This window comes from Burkholderia sp. BCC0322 (genome assembly GCF_902833045.1).
Classification (GTDB): Bacteria; Pseudomonadota; Gammaproteobacteria; order Burkholderiales; family Burkholderiaceae; genus Burkholderia.
The window spans coordinates 482,941-500,869 of sequence record NZ_CADFDU010000001.1; the positions used below are offsets into that span (position 1 = coordinate 482,941).

Annotated in this window: 15 protein-coding genes; 5 read left to right on the forward strand and 10 right to left on the reverse strand. The window is 67.3% G+C overall.

Going from position 1 to position 17,929, the window contains the following annotated elements; translation table 11 throughout:
• Positions 1-123 precede the first annotated feature (123 nt).
• The 3 genes from HWX39_RS02285 to HWX39_RS02295 form a co-directional block, all read right to left on the reverse strand.
• On the reverse strand, positions 124-1,308 hold the full coding sequence (locus HWX39_RS02285; RefSeq protein ID WP_175965372.1) for an MFS transporter: 1,185 nt from the start codon (positions 1,306-1,308) through the stop codon (positions 124-126).
• Entirely contained in the window at positions 1,305-2,723 is a 1,419-nt protein-coding gene (locus HWX39_RS02290) for a D-arabinono-1,4-lactone oxidase (protein WP_175965373.1), read from the reverse strand. Before HWX39_RS02290 ends, HWX39_RS02285 begins: the two co-directional genes overlap by 4 nt.
• Before the next feature lie 73 nt (positions 2,724-2,796).
• Positions 2,797-4,023 (reverse strand): amino acid deaminase/aldolase, encoded by a 1,227-nt coding sequence (locus tag HWX39_RS02295; RefSeq protein ID WP_175965374.1) that lies wholly within the window; start codon positions 4,021-4,023, stop codon positions 2,797-2,799.
• Between the two features lie 430 nt (positions 4,024-4,453).
• Here HWX39_RS02295 and plcR point away from each other — a divergent pair, with 430 nt between their 5' ends.
• Together plcR and HWX39_RS02305 are read left to right on the forward strand one after the other, a co-directional pair.
• Entirely contained in the window at positions 4,454-5,173 is a 720-nt protein-coding gene (gene plcR, locus HWX39_RS02300) for a phospholipase C accessory protein PlcR (protein ID WP_175965375.1), read from the forward strand.
• A gap of 66 nt (positions 5,174-5,239) precedes the next feature.
• Positions 5,240-6,616, forward strand: coding sequence for a pectin acetylesterase-family hydrolase (locus HWX39_RS02305; protein WP_175965376.1), 1,377 nt, complete (start codon positions 5,240-5,242; stop codon positions 6,614-6,616).
• Positions 6,617-6,686: 70 nt separating this feature from the next.
• Here the strand turns inward: HWX39_RS02305 and HWX39_RS02310 are convergent, their stop codons facing one another.
• The 4 genes from HWX39_RS02310 to HWX39_RS02325 form a co-directional block, all read right to left on the reverse strand.
• A complete protein-coding gene (locus HWX39_RS02310; protein WP_175965377.1) occupies positions 6,687-7,814 on the reverse strand; it encodes a molecular chaperone DnaJ in 1,128 nt (375 codons plus the stop codon).
• A 108-nt stretch (positions 7,815-7,922) separates the two neighbouring features.
• Positions 7,923-8,246, reverse strand: coding sequence for a DUF4148 domain-containing protein (locus HWX39_RS02315; RefSeq protein ID WP_175965378.1), 324 nt, complete (start codon positions 8,244-8,246; stop codon positions 7,923-7,925).
• 153 nt (positions 8,247-8,399) lie between these two features.
• Positions 8,400-10,784 carry a DNA polymerase II gene (locus HWX39_RS02320; protein ID WP_175965379.1) on the reverse strand — a complete coding sequence of 795 codons (2,385 nt, stop codon included), beginning with the start codon at positions 10,782-10,784 and terminating at the stop codon, positions 8,400-8,402.
• Positions 10,785-11,118: 334 nt separating this feature from the next.
• Positions 11,119-12,099 (reverse strand): LysR family transcriptional regulator, encoded by a 981-nt coding sequence (locus HWX39_RS02325; protein ID WP_175965380.1) that lies wholly within the window; start codon positions 12,097-12,099, stop codon positions 11,119-11,121.
• Positions 12,100-12,202: 103 nt separating this feature from the next.
• Between HWX39_RS02325 and HWX39_RS02330 the strand changes: the two genes are divergently transcribed.
• Positions 12,203-12,577, forward strand: coding sequence for a nuclear transport factor 2 family protein (locus tag HWX39_RS02330; protein WP_175965381.1), 375 nt, complete (start codon positions 12,203-12,205; stop codon positions 12,575-12,577).
• A gap of 294 nt (positions 12,578-12,871) precedes the next feature.
• On the opposite strand, the gene HWX39_RS02335 is transcribed toward HWX39_RS02330, so the two are convergent.
• Positions 12,872-14,446, reverse strand: coding sequence for an EAL domain-containing protein (locus HWX39_RS02335; protein WP_175965382.1), 1,575 nt, complete (start codon positions 14,444-14,446; stop codon positions 12,872-12,874).
• A gap of 489 nt (positions 14,447-14,935) precedes the next feature.
• Here HWX39_RS02335 and HWX39_RS02340 point away from each other — a divergent pair, with 489 nt between their 5' ends.
• Complete coding sequence (locus tag HWX39_RS02340; RefSeq protein WP_175965383.1) at positions 14,936-15,229, forward strand: hypothetical protein; 294 nt, start codon at positions 14,936-14,938, stop codon at positions 15,227-15,229.
• A gap of 35 nt (positions 15,230-15,264) precedes the next feature.
• Here the strand turns inward: HWX39_RS02340 and HWX39_RS02345 are convergent, their stop codons facing one another.
• Together HWX39_RS02345 and HWX39_RS02350 are read right to left on the reverse strand one after the other, a co-directional pair.
• A complete protein-coding gene (locus HWX39_RS02345) occupies positions 15,265-15,570 on the reverse strand; it encodes a hypothetical protein (protein WP_175966045.1) in 306 nt (101 codons plus the stop codon).
• A gap of 74 nt (positions 15,571-15,644) precedes the next feature.
• On the reverse strand, positions 15,645-16,691 hold the full coding sequence (locus HWX39_RS02350; protein WP_175965384.1) for an AraC family transcriptional regulator: 1,047 nt from the start codon (positions 16,689-16,691) through the stop codon (positions 15,645-15,647).
• Positions 16,692-16,785: 94 nt separating this feature from the next.
• Here HWX39_RS02350 and HWX39_RS02355 point away from each other — a divergent pair, with 94 nt between their 5' ends.
• Positions 16,786-17,805 carry a sterol desaturase family protein gene (locus tag HWX39_RS02355; protein ID WP_175966048.1) on the forward strand — a complete coding sequence of 340 codons (1,020 nt, stop codon included), beginning with the start codon at positions 16,786-16,788 and terminating at the stop codon, positions 17,803-17,805.
• The last annotated feature ends 124 nt before the right edge of the window (positions 17,806-17,929 follow it).

Genomic DNA, 17,929 nt, shown 5'->3' on the forward strand with positions numbered 1-17,929 from the left:
CGCATCGACATGGGGAGGCGGCTCGCACCGCCGGAAACGACTGTAGAAAGCCAAATTTGCGCGGGCCAAGGCCGCGGCGGCCAATCTCGTGGTGCGTCGCGGCCACCGCATGACGCAGTGCGCTCAGGGCGACGCGCGCGCCACCGCACCGGGCGCCGCGCGGCGCAGCGCAAGCCGCACGAACGGGGCGGCGGCCAGCACGGCCACGCACAGCACGTGGGCGACGCGCGTGCCGCCGAAGCGGCCGAGCAGCGCGCCCGACAGCGCGGTGCCGATGCCGGCCGCGAAGAACGTGACGACGAGCGTGCGCGCGACCAGCGAGCCGTCCGGGTCGACGTCGGACAGCATCCCCGTGAGGAACGGCACGATCACGAAGAACGCGCTGTTCAGCACGAACTGGCTCAGGAAGTACGCGCTGCCGCCGCGCGCGCTGAAGAACCATTCGATCGACGCGATCATCGCGAGCTGCGCGGCCCAGATCAGCGCGAGCCGGTGCGGGTGGCTGGCCGGATGCGACGGAATCGCCGCGCCGACGAAGCCGAGCAGCGACGACACCGACAGCAGCACGCCGATCGTCGTGGGCGACAGCCCGGCGCGCTCGCCGACGAAGCCGGCGATCGCCCATTGCGACGCCTGCACGCCGTAGACGAGCGCGGTCACGACCCAGATCGCGATCACCGGCCGCCACGGCAGCGTGCCGGCGCGCACGTGGGTTTGCGCGGGCGCGCTCGCGAATGCGTCGATGCCGCGGATCGCGGGCGCCAGCATGGCGACGACGGCCGCCAGCAGCGCGAAGACCCAGTGCCCGAGCCAGCCGGCCGGCAACGCGGAGATCAGCACGAGGATGCCGCCGTTGATGACGCCCGCGAGCAGGTTGATTTGCCCCCACAGGCGGTCGGTCGACGCGCGCTGCGACACGCCGGATGCGACGACGACGAACAGCATTCCTTCGAACAGCCCCGTCATCCCGCGCGCGACTGCCGCGGACACGATCTCGGGCGCGACCGCGCTGAGCGCCTGCCCGGTGATCGTGCCGACCAGGCCGGCCAGCGTGAACGGCCGCGCGGCGCGTGCGATCCGGTGCGACAGCAGTGCGCAACTGATCGCGATGCCGAGGATCTCGGCGCTGACGAGCGCGGTCGCGGTGCCTTCGTCGAGCCTGAAGCGCGTCATCACGGCTGCGACGAGGAACGGCGACAGGATCAGGCCGTTGGTGGCCGCCGCGAACGCGAGCGCCAGGCGGACGACGGCGCCGGCCGACGGATCGGGACGCGCCTGCGCGGCCGCGTGCAGCGTTGCTGTGCTCATGAGGCCTCCTGGTCGGATCGCGGCCGATCGTGTGCGATGCCGGCCGTTTCGTGTATCGGGTGTGTCCCTCGGCGGGCCGGTGTGGCGCCAGCGGAGGCGGATGCGGCTGCGGCCGCGCTTGCGCTTCGCGGCAGGCCGAACAGCGTGCGCAGGTACGGCGTCAGGAAGCGGCCGTGTGGGTCCATCCGTTCGCGCAATGCGAGGAAATCGTCCCAGTGCGGATAGCACGCCGCCAGCTCGGCGGCTTTCATCGCATGCACCTTGCCCCAGTGCGGCCGCCCGCCGTGATTGCGGCAGATCGCCTGCACGCCCGAGAAGTACGCGTCGAACGGCATCCCGCGATACTGGTGCGCCGAGATGCGCACGCTGTCGCGCCCGTAGTCGGGACTCAGCCAGATGTCGTCACCGCGCACCCAGCGGTATTCGATCGGGAACATCAGCGGGAAGCTGCGGCGTGCGATGAACGCGCGGATTTCGCGCAACGCGTCGGCGCCGCGTTCGGCCGGCACCGACCATTCCATTTCGTTGAAGCGCACGCGGCGCACCGTCGACAACATCGCGTAGCTCGCATCCACGTGCCGGCCGGCCGACACGGTCGATGCGCACAGCCGGCTCAGCGCCGGGCATAGCGACGGCACGCGTTTGCCGAGCCCGCACAGCGCGCCGAACACCGTGTTCTCGAGGAACGATTCCGATGCGCGGCTCGCCCAGTGCACCGGGTCGGCCGGCTCGTCGGTCATGTCCCATGCCTTGGTCAGCACGCTGTCCGTATGCGGGAACCAGTAGAACTCGAACGAGCGATGCTTCGCGATCAGCGCGTCCGCTTGCGCGAGGCAGTCGTCGAGCCGCATGCCGCCGCGCTCGAGGCGCAGCCTGAACGCGGGCACGAGGCGCAGGCCGATCTCGGTCAGCACGCCGAGCGCGCCGAGCCCGATCCGGCCGCCGGCGAACAGGTCGGGATGCGTATCGGCGCTCGCGCGGATCTCGCTGCCGTCCGCGCACATGAAGGTCAGGCTGTCGATTTGCGTCGACAGGTTGCCGAGCGTGATGCCGGTGCCGTGCGTGCCGGTGCTGGTCGCGCCGGCGATCGACTGCACGTTGATGTCGCCGAGGTTCTCCATCGCGAGGCCGTGCGCGGCGAGCGCCGGGCCCAGCGCCCGCAGCCGCGTGCCTGCATGCACGCGCGCGACGCGCCGGTCGCGGTCGACGTCGATCACGCCCTGCATCGCGTCGAGCGACAGGATCACGTCGTCGGTCTGTAGGAGCGGCGAGAACGAATGACCGGCGCCGGCCGCGCGCACGGTGGCGCCGGCTGCCGCCGCGTCGCGCAGCAGCGCCGCGAGCCCGGCGTGCGACGCAGGCGTCGACACGGTTGCATCAGGACTGCAGACATATCCCGACCAGTTGCGCCACATGGCATTGTCTCCGTGGTTGTCGCTTGAATGGGGTTAACGGGTTGACCGGTTGGAACGACGCGCAGCGCGCCCGCTAGAAAAAACTCTTGCCTTCGCCGCGATAGGTGGGCGCCTCGCCGACCACACGGCCGCCGCGGATCAGCAGCAGCGTGTTGAAGCGCTCGCACAGTTCGCCGGCCTTCGCGTGGCGAAACAGGATCGGGTCGCCGATCACCGGTGCGACGCCGCGCGGCACGCGCACGGGCGTCTGCACCTCGCCCGCGCCTTCGTTGTCGATCAGCGTGCAGCCGGCCGGCAGCCACGGCCGCGGCAGGCGGCTCTTGCCGGCCGGGCCCGACGCGATATAGCCGCCGCCCGAACAGGTCACGATGCCCGGCCGCGGAATCCGCACGACCGGCAGCGCGAAGCCGGCGGCCGGCTGCGCATGAAACGCCGCGTAGTGATCGAACAGCGCCGGCGCGTAGAGGCCGGAGCCGGCCGCGAGTTCGGTGACCGATGCGTCGCCGAGCGTGCTTTCGAAGCTGCCGGTGCCGCCGCCGTTCACGAAGCGCAATGGGCGGCCCGCCGCCGCAAGCGCCTGCACGGCCGCCTGGCGGCGTGCGTTGATCTCGCGCGCCGAGCGACGCTTCAGGTGGCGCACCAGCGCTTTGCGCGCGCCGTTGCCCGGCGCCGTGTCGGCCAGGCCGGCGATCTGTCCTTCGTAGCCCATCAGCCCGTCGAGCCGCACGTGCTGCCGCTCGCCGACCCGGTTCGCGAGCGCGAGTACGCCGGCCACGTCGCGCACCGGCGAGCGGTACATGCCGAAGTACAGGCCCGGATACGCGGACGACATGTCGAGATCGATCGCGAGCGGGATCGTCACGCGTTCCTCTTCCGCGATGCGGTCGATCGCGTCGACCTGCGCGGCGTCGTCGACCATCAGCGTGATCGAGCGGCCGCGCCTGAGCTGCGTGGCCACCGCGCGCAGGTCGTCGGGCTCGACGGTCGGATACGCGACGACGATGTCGTCGAAGCCGCCGTCCGCGAGCCACGCGGCTTCCGCGGCCGAGTAGCACAACAGCCCCTGCATGAACGGGCCGGCGGCGAGCACCGCGCCGATCAGTTCGCGCGAGCGCACCGACTTCGTCGCGAGCCGGATCGGCAGGCCGCGTGCGCGGCGCTTCAGGTCGGCGAGGTTCGCGTCGAGGCAGTCGAGGTCGACGAATGCGGCAGGCAGCCGGCGGCCCGCGAGCGCGTCGCGATAGGTCGGATAGTCGTGGACGGCGGCGGGCGCGCGATGCGGAAGGTCTGCACGGCTCATGGAACGGGCTCGACTGGGTGGGGGGTGTGTCGCGCCGACCGTTCGGCGCGTGTCGGAAACCAGCATAGGGCGCGCCAAAATCACGACCAAGCGCTCAGCGGGTCGTTCGACGGGTCTTTTCCGGCCATTCGTATCGGCCACGCCGATGCAGGGCCCTCGCGCTGCGCGCGGCTGGATCGCCGCTTGCTTGGCGTCGCGGCACACATCGCGCGTGTTGGCCCGAACCACCGCCGGGCGGGCGTGGCGCGCGACATTGGGCGCCTGGCCGTGCGACAACGAAATGCGTTTCAAACGTGTTGCCGGAGGTGGCCAACGCGACCGGGTTTAGTGCCTGCGTTCTAGCGCCGCTTTTGACTGCATGCCGGATTCGACCTAGAACCTACTCGCGGATGCACCGGCGAAGAACGGCATGACGTGACGAGGAGGCGACGTGAAGAAGAACAGGGCACTCTGGCGGCGCACGGGCGCGATCGCGGCGATCGGCGTGGCCGTCGTTGCAGTCTGGCGATATGAAGCGACGACACCGGCGCAAGCCGCGTCATCCGGCACACCGGCTGCGACGGCGAGCGTGGCGCCAGGCGCGGCCGAATCGTTCGGCACCGGCGCCGGCGCCGCGACGCGCGGCCCCGAGGAACGGCGGCTCGACGTCGATGCCCTGCGTCGCAGCCTGGCAGGGCGGCCCGATGCGGATGCCGAAGTGAAGCGCATCGTCGCATTCGCGCGCTTTCGCGACGAGGTCGCCGCGTACGGCGATCGCCGCAACAGCATGCCGCAAGCGGAGCGCGCCGCACTCGCGCGCCGGATTCTCGACGAACTGCCCGACCATGTCGCGCGCAACGAGATCGTGCCCGTGCAGGCCGAAGCGCTGAGCGCGGCGCTGCTCACCGATACCGAAGCCGATCCCGCGACACGCAGCGCGGCGATCCGGTCGATGCGTGCGCAATGGGACGCCTATGCGCAGCAGACGCTCGGCCCGTCGCCGGCGCAGGACCCGCGCTATCTTTCGTACGAACAGCAGAGCCGCGACGTCGTCCGGCAGGTTCAGGCGAGCATTCCCGATCCCGACCAGCAGCAAGCCGTCATCGCGCAGCGCCTGCAGGCGTTGCGTGTCCAGCTGTTCGACGGCGCTTCACCGTCCGGCGTGCACTGAGCGCCGAATCCGCGACGCCGGGACGGCGCCCGGCGGCCGCGTCATGTCCATCGACAAGGAGGGGAGATGTCCACAGCACGATGCCTGCTGCGCGCGGCCGTTGCCGCGCTGCTCGGTTGCGCGGCACTGAACGGCCAGGCGGCCGATACGACGATGCCGGATCCGTCGATTCCTTATTATTCGTGGTACGAAGTGACGTTGCCAGAAAGCACCGGTGCATCGTGCGGCAACGGCACGCCGATGCGCTTCTACATCAATCGCGCGCAGTCGGACAACCTGCTGTACATGATGGAGCCGGGCGGCGCGTGCTGGGACTACGGCACCTGCACGCAGACATCGACCGGCGCCGAGGCCGGCCTCGGCGGTTTCAACCCGGACGGCATCCCGCACAACTACATGAACGGCACGGCGAACGAGAGCCTGCTGTCGTCGTTCCTGTCGCCGCTGCTCACGCGGATGGATCTCGCGCACATTCTCGTCGGCGAACCGAAGGTCGAGACGCAGCAGTGGACACAGGTTTTCGTGCCCTATTGCACCGGAGATATCCACATGGGCAGCGCCGTGCGCAACTACACGTCGCCGAGCGGCGACTGGCGGTTGCAGCACTACAGCGGGTTGAAGAACATCCAGGCCGTCGCGCAGTGGCTGACGTCGCACGGCTTCGGCAAGCCGAACCGGCTGCTCGTGTACGGGATGAGCGCGGGCGGCTACGGCACGCTCGCGAACTACGCGACGCTGCGCAACACGCTGCAGCCGCAGGCGCATAGTTCGCTGCTCGACGACGCCGGCACCGTGTTCAACACGCCGTTCGATGCGGACGCGGCCACGCATCCGTCGGTCGGCCTGTACGACCGGGTGCGCACCGAGTGGGGGATGACGGGCCCCGACGGGATGATCACCGTGAACAGCCGGCTGACCCGCCATTTCGATCCGGGCAACATGGGGAGCGCGTATGCGGCGCTGTCGGCGACATTCCCGCACGACCGCTTCGGCTTCTCGAGCTACCGGCGCGACAAGATCATCGCCGCGTATCACTATCGCGCGTTCGTGCCGGCCGTGATCGCGGCGCCCGACGACGCGACGAAGGATGCGCTGTCGCTCGCGATGTTCGACCAGGAGCTGGACGGGCTGAAGCAGACGCTGAACCCGCTGCCGAACTTCGGTTACTTCATGCCGTGGGCGCGCAACGACTTCATCGACAACCACCAGGTGACGGCGGTCAGCTTTACCGGGTCGGGGATCCACGAGAACGGCATCGACGCGGATATCGGTACGTTCGTCGACAACCTGCTGAACCAGCAGGACCCGGCCGATACGCCGGTAATGAAGGCGTTCCGCACGCAGCAGTGGTCGGACTTCACGTTCTCGACGTTTCTTGCGTGGATCGACAGCATCTTCAACCTGACCGGCGAAGCGGGGCCGATCTCGGGGCACCGGGCGTGACGCGGGACGCTTGAGCAAGCGACGGCGGCCCGCGTGCCGCCGTTCCGTTCGGCCGGAGGCGCGTGCGCGTTCAGAACGGCTCGTCGTCGAACCGGGACGAAGCGGGTCGGCGCTTCATGTCCTTCAGCCAGTCCCGGACCTTTTCCGGGTCGTCGAATGCGTGCAGCGCCACGGTCAGGTCGTGGTTGCTGCGCTGCATGCCGGCGATGTCGCGCGTGAGCATGCGCATCACGGTGTCGGGCGCGACCTTGACCGACGGCGCGATCCCGTAAGTCCGCCGGAAGCCGGTTTCGACGTGCTGGATCTCCTGATCCAGCTCGCGGAGCTGCTCCTCGAGAATGCCGTTGTAGCGTGTCAGCCGGTCTTCGCTCAGGCCGTCGATTGCGCGCCGGTCGATCTGTTCGATTTCCAGCTGCAGTTCCAGCAGTTGCAGGAGATTGCCCTTCGCATACGCGTGGTTGACCCGCTGCATCAGCACGGTCTTGCGCGCCTGCTCTTGCGGATCGGTCTCGCGATCGGGATGGAGCGCGCTCGCGAGCTTGCGATAGACCTCGCGGATCGACTTGCTCGATTCGGCCTGCTCGGCTTCGCGCTTCGCCGCTGCTGCCGATTGCCGGGGCGCTTTCTTGCGTTTCGCGCGCTGCGCCTCGCGGGCCTCGTGGGCGGCCATGTCACGCCTGAACTGCTCGTCGAGTTCGGCCTGCATGCGCTCGGCGAGTTCGTCGGGCGACAGCGTGTCGAGATCGTCTGCCGGTGCAACGCCGGGCATCGGCTCCGGTTCCGGCTTCGCCGGTGCGCGATCGACCGGCGCGGTGGCATCGTCTCCGGATGCGCTGTGCCGGTCATGGATGATTTTCACCTGCGCGTCATCGCTCACGTCGAGCAGGTCGCGCGCCATCCCGGCGATCAGTTCGGAAAGGGTGCGTTGCTCGGCCTTGCTCAATCCTTTTTGCAGGAATGCGTCGTCGAGCAGATTGAGCAAGCGGATCCGCAATGCGGTCGACGCCTGCTCGAGCGGCAGCAGGCCGTCGACGAATTTCTTCTGGAAGGCCGGCATGACGGCTTCCCACGCGCCGAGACGCTCGCGCCGCCGCTCGATTTGCTTGACGAGCGTATTGAACGTTTTCTGGGCGTTCGACAGGCTGGCTGTCTGATGGCCGGGTGCGATGACGACCGCGGCACCGCGACGTGCGGTCATGTTGAATGTCCTCCGGCCGCGGCGGGAGGCGCAGCAGGCCGGTATTTTAGCCGGATGGGCCGCGGGAGGCACGCCAGGGCGTGCTTCCCCGACGCGACCGGCGGCGCGTTACTGCTTCACCGCGGCCACGGCCGGCGCGCTCGACTCCGTAACGGGTACGCCGTTCGACCCATAGGCCGTTTCGGCATGCTTGCGTTCGGCGAGGCGCTTGGCGGCCAGGCGCTCCTGCGCGGCGACGATGTCGCCCGGATAGTTCTCGTCATCGGCGGCGATCGGGTCGTAGCCGACCGATTCGAGGTCGAACAGCTCCTGGCGTACCTGGGCGCGCGTGAGCGTCGAGTGCGACGACTGCGCGTACGACACGGCCGGTGCGGCGAGGAGAACGGTGGCGGTAGCGGCGACGGTGGCGATGGTGACGATGATGGATTTCACGATTTCCTCAGACGGTTTCGTTACGGTCCTGCACGCATTCGCTTGGCTGAACCGACGAGACGAGTTTAGGAACCCGGACCGCCCGGATAAATGGAGAATCCGTGACTGCAGTGTTTCAGAACGAGCAAGAGTGGGCAGCGCGGTGCCGTTGCATCAGTCGCCAAACAACTGCCCCTGCCCGGAAATCACGCGTTCGAAATCGTCGCGCAGGAACGGCAGGATCGCGTCCGCGACGGGCTGCAGCTGGCGGCTCAGGTAGAACGCGTAGTCGATCGGCGAGCGGATGGTTTCGAGCGGCTCGGGGCCAGCCGTCGTCATCACGTAGCTGATCCAGCCGCCGCGCTGATACTGCAGCGGCCGGCCCTGTGCCTGGTTGAACTCGTCGGCGATCCGCGCCGCGCGCACGTGCGGCGGCACGTTGCGCTCGTATTCGCGCAGCGGCCGGCGCACGCGCTTGCGGTAGACGAGCTGGTCGTCGAATTCGCCGGCCAGCGTGCGCCGCACGGTGTCGCGGATGAAATCCTGGTACGGCTCGCGGTTGAACACGCGCCGGTACAACTCGCGCTGGAACTGCTGCGCGAGCGGTGTCCAGTCGGTGCGCACCGTTTCGAGCCCCTTGAAGACGAGATCCTCGCCGCCGCCGGCCGCTGCCGCGAGACCTGCGTAGCGCTTCTTGCTGCCCTCCTCCGCGCCGCGCACGGTCGGCATCAGGAAGCGGCGGTAGTGCCGCTCGTATTGCAGCTCCAGCGCGCTCTCGAGCCCGAAGTGGTCGCGCAGGTGCGTCTGCCACCAGCGGTTCACGTGCTCGACGAGTGCGCGGCCCTTGGCGCCGGCTGCGTCGTCGTCGTGCGCGCGGCCGAGCCACACGAACGTCGAATCGGTATCGCCATAGATCACTTCGTAGCCCTGCGCTTCGATCAGCTCGCGCGTGCGGTGCATGATCTCGTGCCCGCGCATCGTGATCGACGACGCGAGGCGTGGGTCGAAGAAGCGGCAGCCCGTCGAGCCGAGCACGCCGTAGAACGAGTTCATGATGATCTTCAGCGCCTGCGACAGCGGTGCGTTGCGCTGTCGTTTCGCATCGTCGCGGCCTTCCCACACGCGGCGCACGATATCGGGCAGGCAGTGCGCGGTGCGCGAGAAGCGCGCGCCGAGAAAGCCGGGCACCGATGCATCGTCGCCGGGGTTCGCGAGCCCTTCGATCAGCCCGACCGGATCGATCAGGAACGTGCGGATGATCGACGGATAGAGGCTCTTGTAGTCGAACACGAGCACCGAGTCGTACAGCCCGGGGCGCGAATCCATCACGAAGCCGCCGGGGCTGTTCTGCCCCGTCACGTCGCCGAGGTTCGGCGCGACATAGCCGAGCCGGTGCATGCGCGGCAGGTACAGGTGCGTGAAGGCCGCGACCGACCCGCCGGTGCGATCGGCCGCGAGGCCCGTCACGCTCGCGCGTTCGAGCGCGAAGGACAGCAGGTCGGCCTTGTCGAAGATGCGCGTGACGAGCTCGCAGTCCTTCAGGTTATAGCGCGCAAGCGCCGGCTTGTCGTGATCGAAGCGGCGCTGGATCTCGTCCATCCGCTGGTACGGGTTGTCGATCGACTTGCCTTCGCCGAGCAGGGCCTGCGACACGTATTCGAGGCTGAACGACGGGAACGTCCACGTCGCGGATTTCAGCATGTCGATGCCGTCGAGGATCAGCCGGCCGGCCGCACCCGCGAAGAAGTGGTCGGGCTGCTGGCCGTGCGCGCGCCAGTCGAGCACGCTGCCGCCGCGCCCGAGCTTCAGCGGCACGCCGTATTGCTCCGCGTGTGCGTGCAGGATGCGCAGGTCGAACTGTACGAGGTTCCAGCCGATCACCGCGTCGGGATCGTGTTCGTCGAACCATTCGTTGAGCCGCGCGAGCATCGCGGGCCGGCTGTCGCAGTAGTCGAGGCGGAAGTCGATCGCGCCCGCTTCGTCACCGTCGCCCCCGTTCGGCGGGCCGAGCATGTAGACCTGCCGTTGCCCGCAGCCTTCGAGCGCGATCGAATACAGCTCGCCGTGAACGCTGGTTTCGATGTCGAGCGATACGCAGCGCAGCGCCGGGCGATAGCCGGTCGCGGCTTTCAGTTCGGCGTCGGTCAGTGTGCCGTTGCGGCCGGGCTGGCCGCGAAACTGCACGCATGCCGTGATGAAGCGCTCCATCGCGTAGCGGTCGGGCGGCTGCACGTCGGCTTCGTAGACGTCGACGCCGGCTGCCGCGAGGCGCTTCTGCAGCCCGGACAGGTGGCGATAACGCTTGCAATAGAGGCCGACGACCGGGCGCTGCCGGAAGTCGCGCAGCGCGAGCGGGCGCAACTCGGCCTCGCGCTCGCCGGCCAGCGCGCGTTCGGCGAGCGTCTGCTGTTCAGCCGGAATGAACGCGACGGCTTCCTGCGGGCGCAACCGCACGCGGCGCGGACCGTGTCCGGTTGCCAGCCAGAACTCGATCTCGATGCCGGACGCGGTGTCCCGCCAGTGGCGGGTGAGGATGAAACCCTGCTCGAACTCCGTCAAAACGCTTGCCCGTCGTGGATGCCCAGGCGGCGGATTTTAGCGCTTGAATGGAGGTCGTGCCGGCGGCGGCGTGTGTGGCAACAGGTGGCAGGAAGCCATTGAGCGAGGCACGATCTTGTGCGGGCCGGACAGCGCCCCGATTTCTCGAAGCGCTTGACGGCAGGTCCGACCGTTCGCGGGCAGGCGAATGAGGATGCCGTTTCGCATCTGACCCGGGCTGTGCCGACGAAAAGATGAATCGACCGCCGGGCGATATCCACGCCACGCTATGGACGAGAGGACATGGCGATAACGGTTGAAACGGAAGGTCAGGCGCGCGACGGCAAGAAGGGGACTACTCGCGCCGCAGCGTCTCGAGCAGGGTGGGCGACGGCTGCCGGCACTCGCCAGGGTTTTTCGACTGTAGTCCGGGCATCATGCCGGCAACAAAGTCGATGAACGCCCTGACCTTGGCCGGAACATGGTTCCGGCTGGGATAGTAGACGTAAAGGGGGAACGTCTCGTCGCGCCAGTCCGTCAGAACCGGCTCCAGCGTGCCCGCACGCAGGTGCGTGTCGATCCCGAGGTCGATTACCTGAGCGATCCCGTAGCCGGCAACGCAGGCGCCGATTTTGGTGCCCGCGTCCGTGAGCGTCAGGTTCCCGCTGACGGCCACCTTCACTTTCTCGTTGCCACGCCAGAACTCCCATTCGAAGGGTCTGCCGGTAGCCGGGTCGATGGCAAGTATGCATTCATGGCCATCATCGACAAGATCCTGCGGCGACCTCGGCCGACCGCGTTGCTCCAGGTACGACGGCGCGGCTACAGTCAGGACCCGCGGACTGTATAGCCGGCGGCAAACCAGGGTTGAAACGGTTGGCGGTCCGAACCGGATGGCGAGATCGAATCCGTCGCTTACCAGGTCCGAGAGGTCGTTGCGGGTCTCCAGCTTCAGTTGAAGGGCGGGGTGGGCCTTCATGAACTGGGCCAGCTCCGGTGCCAGCACAAGGCGGGCGAACACGGCATCGCACGCCACGCGGAGCGTACCGTTGACAATCGAGGTCTGGTCCGAGGCGCTGGTGGTCGCCTCTTCGATTCCCTGGAGCAACGGCAGCACCTTCGACAGCAGCGCATGGCCGGCGTCCGTCACTTCGACGTGCCGGCTGGTGCGATGCACGAGCTTCGCACGCAGACGATCCTCCAGTCGCTGGATGGCGCGACTGACCGCCGGCTGCGTCTTGCCCAGACGAGATGCCGCACGGCCGAAGCTCCCGGATTCGGCCAGGGCTGCGAGGACGAGCAAGCCGCTGACGAGTCCCCCATCGAGGTCTTCCATGATCCATGTGTTCCTGTAATGGCAGCGATAACCGGGTCGCCGTAGCCGAGGGTGGGGAGGGTCGCTCACTATACGAGCCGTTCACTACCGAGGAAAGCCAGCCATGACCCAGACCCAAGCCGTAGCCGCGTTGATCGAGGACTACTTCAATTTGGCTTATGAGCCGAAGAGCCGTGACTTCGACAAGGTCTTTCACCCGAGTTGCCTGATTCAGTGGCTGGATGAGGGCCAGTTGCGCATCCTGTCATCGCGGGAGTATGCGGCGCTCATCAACGGGAGGCCGAGTCCGCGATCGACGGGCGCGCCGAGAGATGAAGCGATCCTCTCGATGGAGAATATCTCGGACGGCCTTTCAACGGCGACGGTGCGGGTGCGGATCGGAAACAGGCTGTTCAACGATCACTTCGTCATGCATAAGGTGGAGGGCAACTGGTTGATCGCAACCAAGGCGTCCGCCTTGGTGCGTACGTTCGACTGACACGCCGCGCGGCGGATGCGGATGACAGCCCCGATACATGAGCGCGCGAAGGCACGCACGTCAGCACCGGCGAACAAACTACCCCGGGAAACTCGGCGATTTCCCGGGTTTTTTACGCGATCGAACGTTGACTGACTTGAAGCGGGTGCCGGGGACCGGACTCGAACCGGCATCCCAAACACGCCCGTCGTGCTCGATCGTTCCATCATGCCCCGTCGGTGATGTCACCCTGGCAAAGAGCCGCGTGCGCGTCGATGAGCAGCCGTCGGTGCGGATGTGTCGGCGACGCCGCCCCTACAGCGGCGCCCACGCGAAATCTTGCTTCAAATGCGCCAGCCGCTGCGGCCGCTGATACAGATAGCCCTGCGCATAGTGAATCCCGACCGCATGCAGCGCACGATGCTGCACTTCGGTCTCCACCCCCTCCGCGATGATCTTCAGGTCGTAGTGATGCGCAACGGACGCGATCCCTTCGATCAATCTCACGCTGCCGCCGTTCAGTTGCGAAACGAACTGGCGATCGATCTTCACGTAGTCGAAGGGAAAGCGCGACAGCATGTCGAGATTGCTGTGATGCGTGCCGAAATCGTCGATCGCGAACTTCGCGCCTTTTGCCCTCAGCGCGTGGAAGATCGCGGTGGTCCGCGCGTTCTTCTCGAGCAGGATGCGCTCGGTGACTTCGAGCACCAGCGTAAAGCCGGGCGGCAGCGCGCGAATCGCCTCCTCGACGACGGACACGAACCGCGTGCGCTCGAGATCCTTCGGCGCGATGTTGACGGCGATGCGCAGCGGCGCGGACGGCGTCAGCGCGGACAGCTCCGACACGGCTGTCCGCAGCACGAATTCGGTCACTTTCGGCAGCACCGCGCTCGATTCGATCTGCGGGATGAACACCGCCGGGCTGATGGCCCCCCACTTGGGATGCTGCCAGCGCAGCAGCGCCTCGACGCCGACGGTCCTGCGCGTCCCGACATCGACGATCGGCTGGTACACGACATGGAGCTCGTCGCGCCTGAGTGCGTTGCGCACGGCCTTCAGCAGCAGCCGGCGCGGCGCCATCGCCAGCAGGTAGGCCGCCATCACGAGGCCATCCGCCAGCAGCACGATCGTGATGCCGATCAGCCGATAGTGTTGCCGGACCTGCGACGTATAGCGCGCGGATGCGGCAACCTGCACCGTGAACGGCCAGCGGAGCGACATGATCGTGCTTCCGCCCGCGGGTTCCGCGGCGGATTCCGGCGAAAACTTCCCGTGCTGATCGAGATGGCCCGAACCCGCGATCGACAGCGTCGCGGTTTCCGTCCCGTAGCGGGCGCCATGCGCGAGCGCGTCGGCCACGTAGTCGCCTTCGATCAGGTAGAGCACCCCCGCACCGGGCGCGGTGGCGTAGAACACGGGCAGCACGGGGATGCCCTGCTGGAACGGCGTCTGGCGCAATAACGTGACGCGCGTCGATCCCGGTTCCGGCTCGTGTATGTACGCGTCGAGCGGCAAGTCGATCGCCCCCAGCGCCGATGAGCACATGACGCGACCGTCGTGCACCAGCGCAACGGCGCGGAGGTAGCGCAGGCGAGTGCTTATCTCGGCGAGCGTCCGGAATACTGCCGGGCATGGCCGTCCGACGAGCGCGGTCAGTTCGTCCACGTGGCGCAGGCGCGCACCGTCGAGGATGCGGTCCACCGAGGCCACGATGTCGTTCGCGATGACGCGTTCGTGCTCGGTGACGGCATCGCGCGCATAGCGGTCGGCAAGCGCGATCGCGCATGCCGGCACGAGCACGCAAACGATTACGGCGACGAAAAAGACGACTCGCGGCCACGCACCGCTGTGCTGGAAAACTGCCTTCGAGCCTGGCGTGAACGCCGACATTCCCGCGGTCGCCTTCGGTGTTGTGTGTAGGGAGAGGCAAGTCGAGCCGGTCGACACGCGAACGGCGCGCACGCGTCATGCCTGGGTCGGGCGATACGTTGTGCGCGCTGGTATCGCGATGCGATCGATTCTACGGTCGCGACGGGTATGTGCGGCAGCCCCGTCGCAATCGGCCATTCATTTCGGAGGCTTGCGTCGATGAACATGTGCCTATGGCGCATGAATATTGACGTAGCACACCGAAAAAAACCCCGGCCGCATGGTCTTGCGGCCGGGACGAAAAGACACCGTCTCTTGGCACGAGGATGGTGCGCGGCAAGTATAAGATGCGATGAGAGATTACGTAATATTGTTATTCAACAATTAGTGTATTTTTGTGATTGTGTCTCGACACGAAACACTCTTTCGGGATGCTGTCTTTGTCGACCTGCCGGCGGCCTGCGATCGGTCGCCGCGCGATATGGTCGCGCGGCTTGCCCGAGCTTCGGGATGGAAGATGCCGTGCCCACGGTCATCGTGACCGATGGTGCAGCCGCAGCCGACGGCGGTTCGCTGTGGATCCGCATCGACGTGAACGGGCAGGCCCGCAACGTCTTGCCCGATCGCGCGCTCGCTTCGCGCGGTACGCCGCGCTACAACGCCATCAGCGGTGAACATGGGTCGCCTTCGAAAGGTGAGCGAAAGGAATGGCTCGCGCTGCTGTGCAGCATTGCCGCCTCCGCGATGCGGGCCGGCAGGGTCGGCGCATTCATGCAGGTGCTGCGAGCGTCTGAAGGTGAGTGAACGATACGGTGCCGGCGCGTCGCGCGAGCCGCGATTCAGAAATCGTTGCGCATCTTGCGGAGCAGATCACCGCCCGACTGATGCGTGTCCACTGCGGTGAGCACGTCGGTCAGGAACCACGGCAGGTTCAGTTGCGTATTGGCGTCACTGACGCATACGCGGATCGGCGGCGCCTTCGACGGCGAGCCGGTGTCGCGCGTGGCGTCGCGGGACGGGACGCAGTTTTTCGCGTGCGCTTGAACGGGCGCCGGCTCGGCGCTGCCGGATGGTGCGCCGGCGATGGCCGGCAAGCTGACGGCGACCAGCAGGGTCAGGACAGCGGCAGTGGCAACGTGTTTCATGGGATTCTCCGGCGATGCTCGTTCGACCGCGCGGGCGGACGCGAGTTCGTCGGCGGCGCGCTGGCGCGTCGCGCTCAGCCGCGCGCGACCTTCGCTGCCCGCGCAGGTTGACGGCTGCGCCACTGCCGCGGCGATTCGCCGGTCCAGCGCCGAAAGGCGCGCGTAAAGGCGCTGTGTTCCGAATAGCCGAGCAGCCAGGCGATTTCCGCGAGCGTCAGCCGGGGATCGTTCAGATGGTCGATCGCGAGCCGCCGCCGCGTGTCCTCGCGCAGTATCCGGAAGTTGAGCCCGAGTTCGGCAAGGCGTCGATGCAGCGTGCGCGACGACACATGCAGGTCCGACGCGATCTGTTCGACGCTTGCTTCGCCCTGCGTCAGCAGGCGCGCGACGGCTTCGCGCACCGACTGTTCGAGATCGTCCGTCTGCCGCAGCTCGGCAAGCAGCGCGCTCGCCTGGCGTTCCATCATCTGCAGCAGCGCGTCATCCGGCTGGCGCAGCGGCTGCGTGAGCAGGTGCAGCGGGAACGCGAGGCGGTTCACCGGCTGGCCGAACCGCACCGGGCAGCCGAAATAGTCGACATACGGCCGTTCGTCGGCGGGCGACGGGTGCACGAAGCAGACCTCGTCGGGCCCGTGACGCGTGCCGGTGATGTTGCGCGCGAACTGGACGATGGCCGTCAGCGCGACTTCGTCGACGAGCGGGCCGAGCGGCTCGGGCGCGTCGTGCCATTCGATCTCGACCGACGTCTCCCCGACTCGCACTTCCATGCGCGCGACGTTTGCGATCAGGTGTTCGTATTGCTGCCAGCGTGCGAGTGCGGTGCCGGCATCGCGACAGGCATGCAATGCGTAGCCGAGCGCACCGAGATGGGCGGGCGTGATTCGCTGGCCGACGTGCAGGCCGAGCAGCGGATCGTCGAGCGCACGGACCGCACGTTCGAGCAGGCGCCGCCAGTGGGCGCTCGCGTACAGCGTCAGCCCGCGATCGTCGTCGGGTGGCCGCGCCTCGCCGAGCACGTGCGCGGCATCCTTGCCCTGCTCGGACAGATAGTCGAACAGCAGCCGCACGTAGGTGCTCGAGTAGTAGATGCGCTGCGTCGATAGCGGGGAGGCGGCGGGCATGGCGGAAAGTGTCAAGTAATCGTCGGCAAGTGTCAACGCGGGGCGACCCGTGCGCGACCATACTGCCGGTCAGTTCCTGATCGAGGCCGTGAACATGCCGACCGAGTGGATGACGTGGCTCCATGCGTTCCTGGGTAACGACGTGGACTGGAAGCAGGTGCTGCTGATCGGCATGACGCCGGTCTTCCTGATCGCGTTCGCGATCGAATACGCGGTGATGACCGGACGCGGCCGCCGCGCGCCGTTTCGCTGGAAGGAGATCGTCGCGAACCTGTCGCTCGGCGCCGGCTATCAGGTGGCCGAGACCGTGATGGGGCTCCTGTTCACGGGCGCGATCTTCGCGTGGGTCTACCGGCACCGGCTGTTCGACGTGCCGGTGAACGGCTTCACGATCGTGCCGATCTTCGTCGTCGTGGAGTGCTGCTACTACTGGTTTCATCGCACGTCGCACCGCGTGCGCTGGTTCTGGGCCGCGCACGTGCCGCATCACAGCGGCGAAGTGATGAACTTCACGACGGCGATGCGGCAGTCGCTGCTGAACGCGTTCGTCGGCGTGTTCGTGTTCTACCTGCCGCCGGTATGGCTCGGCATCCCGCCCGCGGTCGTGCTGTTCCTGCTCGCGGTCGATCTCGCGTACCAGTACTTCGTGCATACCGAAGCGATCGGGCGGCTGCCGCGCTGGTTCGAGTACGTGTTCGATACGCCGTCGAACCATCGCGCGCATCACGGCCGCAATCCGCGTTACATCGACAGGAACTATGGCGGCGTGCTGATCATCTTCGATCGCCTGTTCGGCACGTACGTCGAGGAAACGGAACCGGTCGACTACGGGATCACGCAGCAGATTCGTTCGTACAACTTCCTGGTGCTCAACCTGCACGAATTCGTCGACATGTGGCGCGACGTGCTTGCACCCGGGCCCGTCCTGCAGCGGCTGAAACACCTGTGGATGCCGCCCGAATGGGAGCGGCCGGGGCATCGGTCGATTCGTACGTGGCGTGTCGAGCGCAAGGGCGAGGGGGAGACCGCGACAGCATCGTATGCGATGCCTGACGAGGGGGCGTCGGCACAAGGGCGCAAGATCGTACAAGCCACGGGTACGCGATCCGGCTAGCCTGCGTGTTTTCCTCGGCGAAAGGCACGGCGGGCAATGACGAAGAAAGTATTCTGGGACGATCCCTACCGGACGACGCTGGATACCGTCGTCAGCCACGTCGACGGCGATCGCGTGCAGGTGG